Genomic DNA, 15559 nt, shown 5'->3' on the forward strand with positions numbered 1-15559 from the left:
ACTGGATGCCCATAGCCGCAGGATCGAGTCAAGCGCCCTTCCCAAGGCGATCCGGCCATCCTATTTTGCCCGCAGGAGAAACCACGATGATTACATATGTCGACGCTGCGTCTAAGGCGCGCCGAACCCCCGGAGTTATCCCGCTGCATGGGGAAGAAGGCTTTGCCGGAATGCGCAAGGCCGGGGCGCTGACAGCGCAAGCGCTCGACATTCTCACCGAATTTGTCGAACCGGGCGTGCCCACCGCGAAGCTTGACCAGATTGCCTATGAATTTGCGCGTGACAATGGGGCCGTCCCGGCGACCATTTTCTACAAGGGCTACCGCCACTCCCTTTGCACCTCGATCAATCACGTCGTCTGCCACGGCATTCCTGATGACCGACCCCTGCGCGACGGCGATATCGTCAATATCGATCTGACGCTGGTGGTGGATGGCTGGCATGGCGACTCGAGCCGCATGTTCGCGGTGGGCGAAGTGTCGCGCAAAGCCGAACGCCTGATTGAAGTCACCTATGCTAGCCTTGAGGCCGGCATCGCGGCGGCCCGATCCGGCAACACGACGGGCGATATCGGTGCCGCGATCCAGGAAGTCGCCGAGGCCGAGCGCATGAGCGTAGTTCGCGATTTTGTCGGGCACGGGCTCGGTCGCCTCTTCCATGACGAACCAAACATCCTGCATTTCGGGACGCGGGGAACCGGGGTGCCACTCAAGCCGGGCATGATCTTCACCATTGAGCCGATGATCAACCTGGGCCGCCCCCATGTGAAAATCCTTGGCGACGGCTGGACTGCGGTGACCCGCGACCGAACCCTCTCGGCCCAATGCGAACATTCCATCGGCATTACGGAGACGGGGTGCGAGATATTCACCCTGTCACCCGGTGGTCTGTTCAATCCGCTGGCCAATCGGGCCGCCTGATGAGCAACGGCCCGGACGAGTTCGCCGAGGCCAGCTTTCCGGCTCCCGAAGCCGACGATCACGCCGGCCACCGCCAGCGCGTACGGGAGCGCTTTCTCAAGGTCGGCGGCGATGCTTTGGAAGACTACGAGCTTCTGGAACTGGCTCTGCAACTGGTTATTCCGCGCCGCGACACCAAAGCCATGGCCAAGACGCTGCTCCGCGAATTCGGATCATTCTCCGCAGTTTTCAACGCCAGCGAAGCCCGGCTAAGCCAGGTAAAGGGTCTCGGCGAAACCTCGATCGCCCATCTCAAGGTGATCCAGGCCGTCGCAGCGCGGTTCGGCCGGGACAGGATCGACGCCGAAAAGCCGATCCTGTCCTCCTGGAGCCAGTTGATCGACTACTGCCGCAGCCAGATGGCCTATGAATCGGTCGAACAGTTCCGGATCCTGTTCCTCGACAAGAAGAACCGGCTGATCGCGGACGAAGTTCAGCAGACTGGTACGGTTGACCATACTCCCGTCTATCCGCGCGAGGTGATCCGGCGGTCTCTGGAACTGTCGGCGACGGCGCTGATCCTCGTTCACAATCACCCCTCGGGGGACCCTGCCCCCTCCTCTGCCGACGTGCGCATGACGAGGGAAATTGCCGACGTGGCCAAGCCGTTGGGTATCACCCTGCACGATCACATCATTATCGGAAAGAACGGGCACGCTTCTCTGCGTGGCCTAAAGCTCATCTGAAGCGGTCTTGCGGCCAAGGACCCGATTGGCGGCCTGCCGCAGGGTGCGGCTGGCGGACTTCACTGAGTCATTCGCCTTGGCCCAGGCCCGCAGGCGCTGCAGCGTGCGGTGGACCGCAACGATGGCGTCGCCTCTCCGATTGAGGCCGACATAGTGCTGTCGCAATGGAATTTGCCGGTTGCACCAATGACGTTTTTCGTCCGTGTAACCGAGGCCCATGTCGAAAACTTCGATGCCATCTTCGAAGACTGTTTGCATGACACGCAAGAGGCACTGCTTGCCGGGCGACCCGCCCTGGATGGACATGTCTTCACTCATCGAGGAAATGAGGCAGAACATGCGCTTGCCATGCACGACATTGTAGCGCACCGCGACAATGTCGCCGTTGAGCTTGAGAACGTGCACCCGCACGTCATTGCCCGATTCCGCCGCTGCAACCCCGTGATAGAACGCAATCAGCCCATCTTCGACGAAGATGTCCCGGATACCCTGTGCTCGGAACCGGGCCGAGCGTTGGCGGAACATCGTACTGATGATCGCCGGCATGCGCGTTGCATCGCGCACTTCTTCGAACTCGACTTCTCCCAAGGCGGCCAGCCGATCGCCCTGCTGGCGGTCGTGCTTGCGCCGGGACTTTGATCGCTGTTCGCGATCGCATTGTTCCCATGAGGTGAAACGGGCCCGATAAAGCGTTTCGATGTCGAGCGTCTTGCCCAGTTCCTCAAACAGGCCGATGTGCTCTCCCGTTTCGACGGGAACCGCTCGCAGATACACCAGATCTCCGCCGGTCAATTGGCCGGTCATGGACCGCCAGAGCGCCGCCCGACCCAGGACGCCTAAGGCGGCAAGGCGGGAATAATTGGCCACGGGTGCGTAACAGCCCACATGCGAGCCCGGAAACCAGGTGAAGACGGAAACACCCCGGACACGGCGGCGGTGCAGCGGCAGCAGGGCAACGGGTTGGCCATCGACGCGGCCAACTACGTAGCGTTGATTGCGTTCTGGAATGGCCTGGTGGCGCACCCACTGCCGGATAAAATCATAACTCTGGCCCGGGGATTCGATGTCGCCTGCCGACAGTTCGCGCCAGACGTTTTCTACATCCTCGATGCGGCTGGTGACGGTCACATCGATTTCGCAGCGCGTGGTTGTCCGGCTCGCCGAGGCGGCTTCGGCCTCGACTGCGGTCGGCAACATGGCTGGTGCGATCGACGTATCGGCAGTCACAATTACCCCCCGGCTGGTTCCCGATCACTCTTGTGTGACAGCGGTAAACCGAGCCTGAACATGCGCCGGGACCAGCGGATTTGGCATTGCAATTTGAGGGCAGGGTTAAGCCTGGCTTACCCGAAGGTGGCCAACACTGGGAACGTTTCCAGGAACCAGTAGGAAATGCGGGTAAAATTGCCGGTCAGGAACAGCAGGCCGGTGAGCACCAGCAGGCCGCCCATGATTTTTTCGATCAGCCCCAGATATTTCCGGAAACCCTGAAAAAAAGCGAGGAATGGCCCAACGGCTATTCCGGCCAGGAAGAAAGGAATCCCCAGGCCTAGCGAGTACAGCCCGAGCAGGGATGCCCCCTCCCAGGCCGTTTCGCGGCTTGCAGCCACAGACAGGATCGCCGCCAGAACCGGTCCGATGCACGGCGTCCAGCCAATGGCAAAGGCCAGGCCGAGCAGGAAGCCGCCAAGGGGGCCAGACGCAACACCCGGTCCATTGTGGCGCAACTGACGATCGAGAACTGCAATGCGATAGACGCCCAGAAAATGCAGACCCATGGCAATGATGATCACGCCGGCAATCGGGGTCAGAACCGGCAGCAATTGGCGGAAGACCTGCCCGAAGGCGGTTGCGGTCGCGCCCAGCGTGACGAAGACAACCGAAAAACCGAGAATGAAGAACAGCGACGTGACGGCGACACGCAACTGCAGCCGGCCACCCAAGGTCGCCGATTCCGCGCGCAACTGATCGAAACTCGCCCCGCTCATATAGGTGAGATAGGGCGGCACCAGCGGCAATACACAGGGGCTGAGAAAGCTCAGCACCCCGGCTCCGATCACCAGCGGCAAGGAAAATTCCACGTATCGACGCTCCGATTGCGGCTCCTGTTTAGCGCTCATCGCGCACAAGGCAAGCGGCCTCAGCGTCGCATCGCAGGGATGTGAGCCGCGGACTGCCAAAGGCATGACGCACATTGCAGTTCACAGATGCCACCGACAGGCGCAAACTGGCCGAACGGAGGATGGGCCATGCACCGCATCAAGGCCACGAGCATCGACGAGTATCAAAGCCAGCTTTCGGCGCCTGATCGCACCATCTGCGAAATGGTGCGGGATGTGATTGATGAACGCCTCTATGACGCCGACAGCAAGATCTGGCACGCCCACCCGGTATGGTTCATCGCCGGGAACCCGATCGTGGGCTATTCCAAGCTCAAGGATTGCATCCGCGTGCTGTTTTGGAGCGGACAATCATTCCCCAGTCCGGGCCTGATGCGCGAGGGCAGCTTCAAGGCCGCCGAGGTGCGCTACACATCGGTCGAGCAGATAGATCGAGAGGCGCTATCCGCCTGGCTGGACGAAGCCCGGACGATTCAGTGGGACTACAAGAATCTGATGCGAAACCGCGGACGTCTGGATCGTATCGGCTGAGACATGTCGAAATCGGAAGCCTTCGGTCGTCGTTGAAGTGCAGCACCTGCCACTCTTAGGGGAAGCTCAGATGACACACTATCTCGTCGCTATTCATCATCCAGACACCTACGACGCGGCAGCCGTGGAAGATGCCGCCATGCATCGGGAGATTGATGACCTCAACACCGAAATGGTGACAGCCGGCGTTCGTGTGTTTGTCGGCGGGCTTCGGCCGGTCAGGGATGCCCACACGCTGCTGCGCTATCCGGATGGATCCGTGCTGGTCACCGACGGCCCCTATATCGAAAGCAAGGAACACGTTGGCGGCTTTTGGGTGCTGGATTGTCCCGACCTCGATGCGGCGATCTCATGGGGACGAAAGGCGGCAATTGCCTGTCGTGCCGCTGTGGAAGTCCGCCCGTTCCACTAAGGTCTTAGGGGTTTACCGGGCCCGTTGCCGACAATCTTGGCCCTGCGCCCTTGCCCCTGCCCCAATCCCGCTATACAGCACCGGCAACTGACCAAGGTTGAGGTGTCCATGACCGCCGCCCGCCCGCTTCGTATCGCCCCATCTATACTGTCCGCTGACTTCTCCCGGCTGGGCGACGAGGTAGATGCCGTGATTGCGGCGGGTGCGGACTATGTCCACGTTGACGTCATGGACGGGCACTTCGTTCCCAACATTTCCTTCGGTGTTCCGGTCATGAAGTCCATTCGTGGCGTGACAGACCGCGTGTTTGACGTCCACCTGATGATTGCCCCGACTGACCCCTACCTGGCCGATTTCGCCCAGGCGGGAGCCGATATCATTACCGTCCATGCCGAGGCCGGCCCACACCTGCACCGGTCCTTGCAGGCGATCCGGGCTCTGGGCAAGAAGGCCGGCGTGGCACTCAATCCGGCAACGCCGGTTGCTGCCATCCAGCATGTCATAGGCGACGTTGATCTGGTGCTGGTGATGAGCGTCAATCCAGGATTCGGTGGCCAGAGCTTTATTCCCGAAAGTCTCAACAAGCTCCGCCAGGCCAAAGCCCTGATCGGCGGCCGCGACATTGATCTAGAGGTCGATGGCGGTGTGACCGCTGCCAATGCGCGGGACATTGTTGCAGCGGGAGCAAATGTGCTCGTCGCTGGATCATCCGTCTTCGGCGGAAATGATCCTTCCACTTATCCCGGTCGGATCAAGGCCATTCGGGATGCGGCAACCACGCTCAATGCCTGAACCGCAGATTCAGGGCCTCAGCCACATGACCTTCATCGTCGAAGACCTCGACGCCATGGAGGCCATTCTGGTCGGCGTCCTTGGCGGTCGAAAAGTCTATGACAGCGGCCCGTCGACATTTTCATTGTCCGAGGAGCGCTTCCTTGTTCTGGGACCGGATGACATCTGGATCGCGATCATGAAAGGTCCGGCACTGCCGTCGCGCACCTACAATCACATCGCGTTCAAGATAGATGATGCCGACTACGACACCTACAGGCAGCGGATCGCTGGTTTTGGGCTCGACCTGCGCGAGGGCCGGCCGAGGGTTGCGGGCGAAGGCCGTTCGCTCTATTTCCACGATCGCGACAACCATCTTTTCGAACTCCATACCGGCACCCTGCCCGAGCGCCTGGCGCGCTATGGCCGCCCGCCGGATGAATCAAACTCGCAAGCTGAGGGCCTAACCCCATGATTCCGCGCTACTCCCGTCCCGAAATGGTGGCCAACTGGTCGGCCGAAAGCCGCTTCGCCATCTGGTTCGAGATCGAGGCCCACGCCACGTCAAAGCTGGCAGAACTGGGCGTGGTGCCGAAGGAAAGCGCGGACAAGATTTGGGAGGTGATGAACGCCCGCAAGGCCGAACATGGCGACTACGGCTTCGACGTCGCGCGCATCGACGAAATCGAGCGCACCACCAAGCATGACGTCATTGCCTTTCTGACGCATCTCAGCGAAATCGTGGGGCCGGATGCGCGGTTCGTGCACCAGGGCATGACCTCCTCGGACATCCTGGACACCACGCTGTCGGTGCAGCTCAAGAATGCCGCAGATATCCTGCTGGCCGACATCGATGCGCTGCTGGCCGCATTGAAGCGGCGTGCCCTTGAGCACAAGGACACCATCACCATCGGGCGCAGCCATGGCATTCACGCAGAGCCGACCACGTTTGGGGTCAAGCTCGCCGAAGCCTACGCGGAATTTGCCCGCAACCGGGCCCGCCTTGTCGCCGCGCGCGACGAGATTGCAACGGCGGCCATTTCCGGCGCCATCGGCACCTTTGCCAATATCGATCCGTCAGTGGAAGACTATGTGGCTGAAAAGCTCGGCCTCAGCGTCGAACCGGTTTCGACCCAGGTGATCCCGCGTGACCGCCACGCCATGTTCTTTGCAACGCTGGGCGTGATTGCCAGCTCGATAGAGCGCGTCGCTGTGGAAATCCGCCATCTACAGCGCACCGAAGTCCTTGAAGCCGAGGAGTACTTCTCCCCCGGCCAGAAGGGCTCGTCGGCGATGCCGCACAAGCGCAATCCCGTGCTGACCGAAAATCTCACCGGCCTCGCACGCCTGGTGCGTGGCATGGTCACGCCGGCGCTCGAAAATGTTGCGCTCTGGCACGAGCGGGACATCTCGCATTCGTCAGTCGAACGCATGATCGGCCCGGACGCCACCATCACGCTGGACTTCGCTCTGGCACGGTTGACCGGCGTCATCGACAAGCTGGTGGTCTATCCAGAGAACATGCGCAAGAACCTCGACTTGCTCGGCGGCCTCCACAATTCCCAGCGCGTGCTGCTGGCATTGACCCAGGCCGGCTACAGTCGCGAAGACAGTTATGCTGCCGTCCAGCGAAACGCCATGAAGGTCTGGGAACATCGCGGCAACCGCACCGGCTTGTTCGCACAAAACCTTAAGAACGACCCGGAGGTAACTCTAAGCGATACACAAATCGACGCCATGTTCGATGATGGGTATCACCTCAAGCATGTCGGGACGATTTTTAGCCGAGTGTTTGGTGCATGAGAATTGCCGACGCCGATATCCTGATCCTGCCGGGCTTGGGCAATTCCTCCGAGGGCCACTGGCAGGTGCGCTGGGCGGAGAAAATGTCCACGGCAGCCATCGTCGAACAGGCCGACTGGGACGATCCGGACCCCGAGGACTGGACGGATACCATCGTCAAGGCAGCCGAGTTGGCTGGGCGCCCGGTTGTGCTCGTCGCCCATTCCCTGGCGTGCATTGCTGTCGTCCAGGCCGCCCCGCGTTTCCCCAAGGACAAGGTGCGCGGCGCACTTCTGGTGTCGCCGCCTGATATCGAAGGCAATCGCGACGTCCCTGAAGAGGCCCGCGCTTTTGGGCTGGTGCCACGCGACCCGCTCCCCTTCCCCTCGCTCCTCGTGATCTCCGACAATGATCCATTCTGCGGATTGGAATGCGCGGCCGGCTACGCCGCTGCCTGGGGTTCCGATTTCCACCAGGCCGGCAATTGTGGGCACATCAATACCCATTCCGGACATGGTCCGTGGCCCGAGGGGCTCCTGATGTTCACCCGCCTGATGCAGCGCCTTTGATGGACGGGTTCACGCTCGTCCCCACAACGCCCGACATATCGGACTATTTGCGCCTGCGTCGCGTGGCCGGCCTCAGCGCCAAGACCGAGGAGCAAGCCGCGCGCGGCCTCCCAAACACCTGGTTTGGTGTCACCCTGGTTCATCAGGACAGACCTGTCGGCATGGGCCGGATCATCGGCGACGGCGGCACCGCATTTCAAATCGTCGACATCGCGCTGGAGCCTGCTTTCCATGGCCGGGGCCTCGGAAAGCTCATCATGGGGGCACTCGTGCAGCACCTGGGCGAAAACGCGCCAGCGGGTGCTTATGTCAGCCTGATTGCGGACGGCGATGCACGTCACCTCTACGCGAAATTTGGCTTCGAGCCGGTTATGCCGGCGTCGATCGGCATGGCCATGAAAGTGAAACCCGCATAGAGCGCGGATCGCCGGACAAGCCGCCATTGGGCCGCCCGAAAGCCGCCGCAACCAGCTGAAATTGCGGCGCTGCTGCCGCAATCGGAATTAAATCTTGTTAACTTGAGAAGGCAGCGGCGCGGGCCTAAGCCTTCAACCGCTGGTTTGGAGACGCCGGCGGGACCGAAGGAGCCCGCGACCCGACGACCCCAGAAAACCGGCTATCAGGGCCCAACGGCCCGCGCAGCCTGATGGAGTCATCATCATGCGCAAATATATCGCTCCCGCATTTCTCGCCCTCATCACCATCATGCCGGTGACCGCTTTCGCTGCAGATGCGGCGCCCGTGGCCGCCGCGTCCTCGGCCGCGGAACAGACCGCCACCGGCGTTGTTAAGTTCTTCGACACGACGGCGCGCTCACTCGAACTGGAAGACGGAAGCTGGTTTTACCTGCCGGCCGGCTTCAAGGCGCCCGCCGACCTCAAGGTTGGCCAGAGCGTGACTGTTCACTGGAAGGCCAATGGCTCGGCGCACGATGTGGTGAGCATCGACATTAGCTGACCTTACGCAATGAAAAAGGGGAGCCCGCGCACTGCTGGCTCCCCCTTCTTGACGTTGTGTCGGCGATCAACCCTCGGCGGCGATCTGCTCGCTGGCAACCGTGATGAGGCTCAGCATCTTTTCGCGAATCGCCTCGTCGGTGACGTTGACGCCCTTGGCCTTCAAGTCCCCCGAAACCTTGCGGAACACGTCTTCGTCTCCGGCTTCCTGGAAATCGGACGCCACGACTTCGGCCGCGTAGGACTTGGCGGCCTCTGCCTCAAGGCCCATCAGTTCGGCGGCCCAGATACCCAGCAGCTTGTTGCGGCGCGCCTCTGCCCGAAACTTCTTTTCCGCGTCAAAGGCGAACTTGGCTTCCTGGCCCTTCTTGCGTTCGTCGAAACCGCTCATGGTGTCTCCCAAATGGCTGTTGGCGCCGCCCAAACGGCTCTCGCCATGGACATAGGCGGTTCGCTGGCGCAAATCAACGGCCAGCCCGCTACTGCGACCCCGTGCCCCGCGCGCGGCGCATGGGAGGAAAGCCCTTGCTTTTTTCTCCCATTCTGGCGCATGAAGCGGCCCAATCCACCACACCTTTCAACGGGCAGCGGATTCGAGATGAATCGTCGACGCAAAATCTATGAAGGCAAGGCCAAGATCCTGTTCGAGGGTCCGGAGCCGGGCACGCTTGTGCAATATTTCAAGGATGATGCCACCGCCGGGAACGGCGCCAAGCACGAAGTGATCGATGGCAAGGGCGTCCTCAACAACCGGATTTCCGAGTTCATCTTTACCAAGCTCAATGATCTGGGCATCCCGACGCACTTCCTGCGCCGCATCAACATGCGCGAGCAGTTGATCAAGGAGGTCGAGATCGTTCCACTCGAGATCATCGTCCGCAACTATGCGGCGGGATCACTGGCCAAGCGGCTGGGCCTTGAGCCCGGTACCCGCCTGCCCCGTTCGATCATCGAATTCTGCTACAAGGACGATGCTCTCGGCGACCCCATGGTTTCCGAAGAACACATCACGGCCTTCGGCTGGGCCAATCCGGCCGAGCTTGACGACATCATGAGCCTTGCGGTTCGCATCAACGATTTTCTGACCGGTCTGTTCATGGGGGTCGGCATCCAGCTCGTCGACTTCAAGATCGAAGTCGGCCGACTCTACGAGGGCGACCTCATGCGTATTGTCCTGGCGGACGAAATCAGCCCGGACAACTGCCGGCTATGGGATATCAAGACCCGCAACAAGATGGACAAGGACCGCTTCCGTGAGGGACTCGGCGGCCTCGTCGAGAATTATCGCGAAGTCGCGCAGCGCCTTGGCATCCTGGTGGAAACCGACAATGCGCTGACGACCGGTCCGCGCCTCGTCCAGTAGATTTGGGGAACCGAACCGATGAAAGCGCGCGTCATCGTCACGCTCAAGAACGGCGTTCTCGATCCGCAGGGCCAGGCTATCGAAGGCTCCCTGTCCAGCCTTGGCTTTTCCGGTGTTGCAGGTGTGCGACAGGGCAAGGTGTTCGATCTTGAGGTCGAGGGAACCGATGTCGAGGCAGCGCGTTCACAGATCAAAGCGATGTGTGACAAGCTCCTCGCCAACACCGTGATCGAAAACTACGCGATCGAAATTTCAAATTAACGCCTTCGGGCTAAGACTTCATTCGCGCCGTTTTCTGGCGCAGGACCGTGTGACTATGCGCAAGACCCAGATCGCCCTTTCCGTCATGTTTGTCGCTTCGCTTGGCTTGCTGTTTGCGGCCTATGCCTCCGTTCCGGTCTGAGCCGGAAAGATAAAGCCTTAAGCATTAAGCACTTTTCTTAAGCCTGCGGCCAAGCTTGGCTGGGGTTGGAAAGGTCTCGCCGGTATATTCCCGCCAGTTGCGGGAGTTCGGAAATGCACAAGGCTATCGATAGGCTGGATTGGGTGGACATGGCCAAGGGCCTGTCCATTTTTCTTGTCGTCATCATGTATTGCGCATCGAGCGTCGGCGAGGACACCGGACAGATCGGTTTCCTCCACTGGACGATCGCATTCGCCATGCCGTTCCGAATGCCCGAGTTCTTCCTGCTTTCCGGGCTTTTCCTGTCGCGTGTAATCAACCGCGACTGGCGCAGTTATGCCGATCGCCGCATCGTCCACTACTTCTATTTCTACGCCCTCTGGGCCCTGATCCACATCGTGTTCAAGGTTGCCCTTGTGGGCGGCGACCCCGCTGGGGCCGCGAGCTATCTCGCCTGGGCCGTGATCGAACCCTATGGGGTCCTGTGGTTCATCTATATGCTTGGCGTGTTCGGACTTGTCAGCAAACTGCTGCACGACATCCGGGCACCGCATTGGGCGGTCCTGGCCGTCGCGGCGATCCTGCAGATGGCATCGATCCATACGGGGAGTTACCTCGTCGACCAGTTCGCGGCCTTCTACGTCTATTTCTACGCCGGCTACGTCTTCGCGCCGCAGCTCTTCAACCTTGCCAATTGGGCGTCTCAGCACATCGCGGCTGCACTGGGCGTGCTCCTGGCCTGGGCGCTCGCAAATGCACTCATGGTGTTCTCGCCCGGCTTTGCCATGGACCCGGTCCACATCCAGATGGGTTGGGCCGCCCTGCCCGGCCTGCATCTGATCCTGGCCCTCGCCGGCTCGACAGCAATCGTGATCACGGCTGCGCTACTCACCCGCGTGCCAATGATGGATTGGCTGCGGTGGATGGGTTCGAAATCGCTGGTGGTCTATGTGGCCTTCGTATTGCCAATGGGCATCGTCCGCACGATCCTGTTGCGACTGGGCGTCGACGAACCGAACCTGGTCAGCCTCGTCACCATGGTGGTGGCCATCGCGGCGCCGCTGGCACTTTGGTGGATGGTACAGAAAACAGGTATCGGAAAGTTCCTGTTCGAGCGGCCCGCCTGGGCCCATGTCTCCCCCACCAGAACCACCACTCAGCCAGAGATTCGGCCGGCCGAATAGGCACTCCTGATGTCAGACTCCGACGGGAGTGCATGGGCCGGAGTCTGACTTTGGAGGTCGCAGGCAGCAATGGCCTGCATTAACTAATTCATAGCTGGCGCCGCGGGTTCCACGACAGGCCCGCAGGACAGATTATTTTTGTGCCGCCTCACGCACGCCCGCACCTCTTGAGTCCGCCATTTCCCCCGGTCAACGCAGGGAAACCCTTGCCTTTTCCCGCAAGACTCACCACAAGGGCCTCGCGCACCCCTCCGACACAAAGGATCGACCGATGAAGGCCGCCGTCATCGTCTTCCCCGGGCTCAATCGCGACCGCGACATGATCGCGGCGCTGACCAAGATTTCCGGCACGGCGCCAGCCAAAGTCTGGCATCAGGATGCGGATTTGCCGTACACCGACCTCATCGTCATTCCCGGCGGGTTCTCCTACGGCGACTACCTGCGTTGCGGCGCCATCGCGGCGCGTTCGCCGATCATGGACAAGGTGCGCGAACGTGCGGCGGCCGGCGTCAAGGTGCTGGGCGTGTGCAACGGCTTCCAGATCCTGATCGAAGCTGGCCTTCTGCCCGGCGCGCTGATGCGCAACACCTCGCTCAAGTTTGTCTGCCGGGAAGTGAAGCTCGAGGTGGTCAATTCCGACACCGACTTCACCCGGGGCTATTCGAAGGGCCAGGTATTCCGTTGCCCGGTGGCCCATCACGATGGTAATTATTTCGCGGACGCGGAGACCCTGGCGCGGATCGAAGGCGATGGCCAGGTGGCCTTCCGCTATGCGGAGGGGACCAATCCAAACGGCTCGATCAATGACATCGCGGGCGTGTTCAACGACCGCAAGAATGTCCTCGGCCTCATGCCACACCCCGAAAACCTCATCGAGGCCGCACATGGCGGTGACGATGGCCGGGCGCTGTTCGCCGCCGCGTTGAAGCAGGTGGCCTAATGGACCGGCGCCGCGCGCTGACCTGGTTGGGTCTGCTGCTCGGCGCGGCGGGCCTCGTCCTGCAGTTCACCATCTCGATGCAGGCCATGCTTGCCGATGGTCGCGATGTGCCCGGGGCTCTCGGGCACTTCTTTTCGTACTACACCATTCTCAACAACATCGCGGTGGTTCTGGTCTACCTTTCGGCACTGACCAGAGCCAACTGGCTATCATTGTTCAGGACACCTCTTGTGCGCGGACTCATGGCCGCCAATATCGCGCTTGTGGGGCTCTACGTGTTCTTCGTCTTGCGCTTTCTGCAGACGCTCGAAGGTGCCTTTCTTGTCGCCGATATCATCCTGCATTACCTCGCGCCCTTGGTTTACGTGGCCTGGTGGGTCACCACGCAGCGCCACGGCCTGTTGCGTTGGAGCGACCTCCCCTGGATGCTCGTGCCTACCCTGGCCTACTTCGTTTACGCCATGTCCCGTGGCGCCTGGGTCCAGGAATACCCCTATCCCATCCTGAATGCCGTCGAACTGGGCTATGCCCAGGTTGGCATCAACGCCGTCTATATGACCGTTTTTCTAGCCGTGCTGGCCGCACTCGTCATTGCTGCTGACACGCTCCTTGCCCGCACCTCCCGGACAGTTTCTCCATGACTCTTCGCAACGACATCGCCATTACGCCCGAACTGGTCGCCAATCACGGCCTCAAGCCCGACGAATACCAGAAGATCCTCGACCTGATCGGACGCGAACCGACCTACACCGAACTCGGCATTTTTTCGGCCATGTGGAACGAGCACTGTTCCTACAAGAGTTCCAAGAAATGGCTGCGCACCCTGCCGACCACGGGGCCACGCGTGATCCAGGGACCAGGCGAAAATGCCGGTGTCGTCGATATCGGCGATGGCCAGGCCGTGGTTTTCAAGATGGAGAGCCATAACCACCCCAGTTTCATCGAGCCCTATCAGGGCGCGGCGACCGGCGTGGGCGGCATTCTGCGCGACGTGTTCACCATGGGCGCGCGCCCGGTGGCGGCAATGAACGCGCTGCGCTTCGGCTCACCTGACCATGAAAAAACCCGGCACCTGGTCTCCGGGGTCGTTGCCGGTGTTGGTGGTTATGGCAATTCCTTCGGCGTGCCGACCGTGGGTGGCGAGGTCGAGTTCGACGCGCGCTACAACGGAAACATCCTGGTCAATGCCTTCGCCGCAGGCCTGGCTGACACCGACAAGATCTTCTATTCCAAAGCCGAAGGTGTCGGCCTGCCGGTCGTCTATCTCGGGGCCAAGACCGGCCGGGACGGCGTCGGCGGGGCGACCATGGCCTCGGCGGAATTCGGCGACGACATCGAAGAAAAGCGCCCCACGGTGCAGGTGGGCGACCCGTTCACCGAAAAGCGGCTGCTCGAAGCCTGTCTCGAACTGATGGCCACTGGTGCGGTTATCGCCATCCAGGACATGGGTGCGGCGGGCCTCACCTGTTCTGCCGTCGAAATGGGCGCCAAGGGCGACCTGGGCATCGAACTCGATCTCGACAAGGTGCCCGTGCGCGAAGACCGCATGACGGCCTATGAGATGATGCTGAGCGAAAGCCAGGAGCGCATGCTCATGGTTCTGCATCCCGACAAGGAAGCAGTCGCGCGCAAAGTGTTCGAGAAGTGGGAACTCGATTTCGCCACTGTCGGCAAGACCACCGACGATCTCCGCTTCCGCGTACTCTGGCAGGGCGAGGAAGTCGCCAATCTGCCGATCAAGGAACTGGGCGATGAAGCCCCCGAATATGATCGGCCTTGGACCGAACCCAAAATACCAGCCGCTCTCGCGGTGACCGACATTCCGCAGATGGACGTGGCCGATGCGCTCCTCAAGCTGGTCGGCGGGCATCACTGCTCGTCGCGCCGCTGGGTCTATGAGCAGTATGACACGCTGATCCAGGGCAATACCATGCAGCGTCCCGGCGGTGATGCCGGCGTGATCCGTGTGGACGGTGCCGAGACCAAGGGCCTTGCCTTCTCATCGGACGTTAATCCGCGCTATTGCGAAGCCAATCCGTTCGAGGGCGGCAAGCAGGCGGTGGCCGAATGCTGGCGCAATCTGACGGCGACCGGCGCGCTGCCGCTGGCTGCAACCGACAACCTCAACTTCGGCAATCCCGAGCGCCCGGAAATCATGGGGCAGTTCGTCAAGGCCGTCGAAGGGATCGGCGAGGCCTGCCGTGCGCTCGATTTCCCGATCGTGTCCGGCAATGTCAGTCTTTACAACGAAACCAATGGCCGCGGCATCCTGCCGACACCGACCATTGGGGGCGTCGGCCTGTTGCCCGAATGGGAGAAGAGCGTTCGCATCGGCTTCGTCGCAGCCAACCAGCCGATTCTGCTGATCGGCGGACCCGCCCAGCGCGGCACGCATTTGGGGCAATCGATCTATCTCCGCGATCTGTTCGGCCGGCGCGACGGCGACGCCCCCGATGTCGACCTTTCTGCCGAGCGCAAGACCGGCGATTTTGTCCGCAAGCTCATCCAATCGGGCGTTGTCACCGCCTGCCATGACCTGTCGGACGGCGGCCTGGCTGTCGCCCTGGCGGAAATGGCCATGGCCGGCGGGGTGGGTGCAACGGTGACCGACGTCGATGGCAACGACCCGGTGCTGACGTTCTTCGGCGAAGATCAGGGCCGATACCTGGTGACACTCAATCTCGACCCCCAGGGCGAAGAAATTTCGGGCCTTTGGGAGGAAGCCGCAAGCCATGGTATTCATGCGCCATGGATCGGATCCACGGGCGGCGATATGCTCGTTCTGGGTGGCGCGCGCCCCGTGGCGGTGGCCGACCTCAAGGCGGCACATGAGGGCTGGTTCCCCAGCTATATGAACGGCTAAGGGACCTATTGTGCGCGCCT

19 protein-coding genes are annotated in these 15559 nt (G+C 61.3%); 16 read left to right on the forward strand and 3 right to left on the reverse strand.

The genetic code is table 11. The features are described from left to right. The first annotated feature begins 86 nt into the window (after positions 1–86). Both map and radC read left to right on the forward strand, forming a co-directional pair. Positions 87–920, forward strand: coding sequence for a type I methionyl aminopeptidase (map, locus tag KIT02_RS05160; protein ID WP_297583087.1), 834 nt, complete (start codon positions 87–89; stop codon positions 918–920). Further along, complete coding sequence (radC, locus tag KIT02_RS05165; RefSeq protein WP_297583088.1) at positions 920–1645, forward strand: DNA repair protein RadC; 726 nt, start codon at positions 920–922, stop codon at positions 1643–1645. The genes map and radC overlap by 1 nt, the downstream gene beginning before the upstream one ends. On the opposite strand, the gene KIT02_RS05170 is transcribed toward radC, so the two are convergent. Both KIT02_RS05170 and KIT02_RS05175 read right to left on the reverse strand, forming a co-directional pair. Next, a complete protein-coding gene (locus KIT02_RS05170; RefSeq protein WP_297583090.1) occupies positions 1631–2872 on the reverse strand; it encodes a GNAT family N-acetyltransferase in 1242 nt (413 codons plus the stop codon). The two genes, radC and KIT02_RS05170, sit on opposite strands and share 15 nt — an antisense overlap. A 116-nt stretch (positions 2873–2988) precedes the next feature. Next, positions 2989–3726, reverse strand: coding sequence for a cytochrome c biogenesis protein CcdA (locus tag KIT02_RS05175; RefSeq protein WP_297583092.1), 738 nt, complete (start codon positions 3724–3726; stop codon positions 2989–2991). A gap of 168 nt (positions 3727–3894) precedes the next feature. On the opposite strand from KIT02_RS05175, the gene KIT02_RS05180 reads away from it, so the two are divergent. From KIT02_RS05180 to KIT02_RS05215, 8 genes are all read left to right on the forward strand, one after another. Then, positions 3895–4296 (forward strand): DUF1801 domain-containing protein, encoded by a 402-nt coding sequence (locus KIT02_RS05180; RefSeq protein ID WP_297583095.1) that lies wholly within the window; start codon positions 3895–3897, stop codon positions 4294–4296. Positions 4297–4366: 70 nt separating this feature from the next. Further along, positions 4367–4708: a YciI family protein gene (locus KIT02_RS05185; RefSeq protein WP_297583097.1), complete on the forward strand. Its 342-nt coding sequence runs from the start codon at positions 4367–4369 to the stop codon at positions 4706–4708. A gap of 108 nt (positions 4709–4816) precedes the next feature. Continuing rightward, a complete protein-coding gene (rpe, locus tag KIT02_RS05190) occupies positions 4817–5500 on the forward strand; it encodes a ribulose-phosphate 3-epimerase (RefSeq protein WP_297583100.1) in 684 nt (227 codons plus the stop codon). Beyond that, positions 5493–5954, forward strand: a complete 462-nt coding sequence (gene fosX / locus KIT02_RS05195; protein ID WP_297583103.1) for a FosX/FosE/FosI family fosfomycin resistance hydrolase — start codon at positions 5493–5495, stop codon at positions 5952–5954. The genes rpe and fosX overlap by 8 nt, the downstream gene beginning before the upstream one ends. Beyond that, on the forward strand, positions 5951–7282 hold the full coding sequence (gene purB, locus KIT02_RS05200) for an adenylosuccinate lyase (RefSeq protein ID WP_297583114.1): 1332 nt from the start codon (positions 5951–5953) through the stop codon (positions 7280–7282). Before fosX ends, purB begins: the two co-directional genes overlap by 4 nt. After that, positions 7279–7830, forward strand: coding sequence for an alpha/beta fold hydrolase (locus KIT02_RS05205; RefSeq protein WP_297583116.1), 552 nt, complete (start codon positions 7279–7281; stop codon positions 7828–7830). Before purB ends, KIT02_RS05205 begins: the two co-directional genes overlap by 4 nt. Beyond that, a complete protein-coding gene (locus KIT02_RS05210; protein ID WP_297583118.1) occupies positions 7830–8246 on the forward strand; it encodes a GNAT family N-acetyltransferase in 417 nt (138 codons plus the stop codon). Before KIT02_RS05205 ends, KIT02_RS05210 begins: the two co-directional genes overlap by 1 nt. Positions 8247–8490: 244 nt before the next feature. Continuing rightward, positions 8491–8787, forward strand: a complete 297-nt coding sequence (locus tag KIT02_RS05215) for a hypothetical protein (protein WP_297583121.1) — start codon at positions 8491–8493, stop codon at positions 8785–8787. 66 nt (positions 8788–8853) lie between these two features. Here KIT02_RS05215 and KIT02_RS05220 read toward each other — a convergent pair whose 3' ends face one another. Then, a complete protein-coding gene (locus KIT02_RS05220) occupies positions 8854–9177 on the reverse strand; it encodes a DUF1476 domain-containing protein (RefSeq protein WP_297583125.1) in 324 nt (107 codons plus the stop codon). Positions 9178–9384: 207 nt separating this feature from the next. On the opposite strand from KIT02_RS05220, the gene purC reads away from it, so the two are divergent. From purC to purL, 6 genes are all read left to right on the forward strand, one after another. Next, positions 9385–10149, forward strand: a complete 765-nt coding sequence (gene purC / locus KIT02_RS05225; RefSeq protein ID WP_297583136.1) for a phosphoribosylaminoimidazolesuccinocarboxamide synthase — start codon at positions 9385–9387, stop codon at positions 10147–10149. Positions 10150–10167: 18 nt separating this feature from the next. After that, the gene (purS, locus tag KIT02_RS05230) at positions 10168–10410 is read left to right on the forward strand and encodes a phosphoribosylformylglycinamidine synthase subunit PurS (protein WP_297583138.1); all 243 of its coding nucleotides are present in this window, start codon (positions 10168–10170) and stop codon (positions 10408–10410) included. A gap of 255 nt (positions 10411–10665) precedes the next feature. Then, on the forward strand, positions 10666–11736 hold the full coding sequence (locus KIT02_RS05235) for an acyltransferase family protein (RefSeq protein ID WP_297583140.1): 1071 nt from the start codon (positions 10666–10668) through the stop codon (positions 11734–11736). A 271-nt stretch (positions 11737–12007) separates the two neighbouring features. Beyond that, a complete protein-coding gene (gene purQ / locus KIT02_RS05240) occupies positions 12008–12676 on the forward strand; it encodes a phosphoribosylformylglycinamidine synthase subunit PurQ (RefSeq protein ID WP_297583142.1) in 669 nt (222 codons plus the stop codon). Then, complete coding sequence (locus KIT02_RS05245; RefSeq protein WP_297583144.1) at positions 12676–13317, forward strand: Pr6Pr family membrane protein; 642 nt, start codon at positions 12676–12678, stop codon at positions 13315–13317. The genes purQ and KIT02_RS05245 overlap by 1 nt, the downstream gene beginning before the upstream one ends. Then, the gene (purL, locus tag KIT02_RS05250) at positions 13314–15539 is read left to right on the forward strand and encodes a phosphoribosylformylglycinamidine synthase subunit PurL (protein WP_297583146.1); all 2226 of its coding nucleotides are present in this window, start codon (positions 13314–13316) and stop codon (positions 15537–15539) included. Before KIT02_RS05245 ends, purL begins: the two co-directional genes overlap by 4 nt. Positions 15540–15559: the final 20 nt, after the last annotated feature.

The organism is Devosia sp., assembly GCF_025809055.1.
In the GTDB taxonomy this organism is placed as follows: domain Bacteria; phylum Pseudomonadota; class Alphaproteobacteria; order Rhizobiales; family Devosiaceae; genus Devosia.

Coding starts and splice junctions, on each gene's coding strand:
- purQ (WP_297583142.1), top strand. CDS start 12,008: ATGAAGGCCGCCGTCATCGTCTTCCCCGGGCTCAATCGCGACCGCGAC.
- purB (WP_297583114.1), top strand. CDS start 5,951: ATGATTCCGCGCTACTCCCGTCCCGAAATGGTGGCCAACTGGTCGGCC.
- fosX (WP_297583103.1), top strand. CDS start 5,493: ATGCCTGAACCGCAGATTCAGGGCCTCAGCCACATGACCTTCATCGTC.
- map (WP_297583087.1), top strand. CDS start 87: ATGATTACATATGTCGACGCTGCGTCTAAGGCGCGCCGAACCCCCGGA.
- KIT02_RS05210 (WP_297583118.1), top strand. CDS start 7,830: ATGGACGGGTTCACGCTCGTCCCCACAACGCCCGACATATCGGACTAT.
- purS (WP_297583138.1), top strand. CDS start 10,168: ATGAAAGCGCGCGTCATCGTCACGCTCAAGAACGGCGTTCTCGATCCG.
- KIT02_RS05220 (WP_297583125.1), bottom strand. CDS start 9,177: ATGAGCGGTTTCGACGAACGCAAGAAGGGCCAGGAAGCCAAGTTCGCC.
- KIT02_RS05235 (WP_297583140.1), top strand. CDS start 10,666: ATGCACAAGGCTATCGATAGGCTGGATTGGGTGGACATGGCCAAGGGC.
- KIT02_RS05180 (WP_297583095.1), top strand. CDS start 3,895: ATGCACCGCATCAAGGCCACGAGCATCGACGAGTATCAAAGCCAGCTT.
- purL (WP_297583146.1), top strand. CDS start 13,314: ATGACTCTTCGCAACGACATCGCCATTACGCCCGAACTGGTCGCCAAT.
- KIT02_RS05205 (WP_297583116.1), top strand. CDS start 7,279: ATGAGAATTGCCGACGCCGATATCCTGATCCTGCCGGGCTTGGGCAAT.
- KIT02_RS05215 (WP_297583121.1), top strand. CDS start 8,491: ATGCGCAAATATATCGCTCCCGCATTTCTCGCCCTCATCACCATCATG.
- KIT02_RS05245 (WP_297583144.1), top strand. CDS start 12,676: ATGGACCGGCGCCGCGCGCTGACCTGGTTGGGTCTGCTGCTCGGCGCG.
- rpe (WP_297583100.1), top strand. CDS start 4,817: ATGACCGCCGCCCGCCCGCTTCGTATCGCCCCATCTATACTGTCCGCT.
- KIT02_RS05185 (WP_297583097.1), top strand. CDS start 4,367: ATGACACACTATCTCGTCGCTATTCATCATCCAGACACCTACGACGCG.
- radC (WP_297583088.1), top strand. CDS start 920: ATGAGCAACGGCCCGGACGAGTTCGCCGAGGCCAGCTTTCCGGCTCCC.
- purC (WP_297583136.1), top strand. CDS start 9,385: ATGAATCGTCGACGCAAAATCTATGAAGGCAAGGCCAAGATCCTGTTC.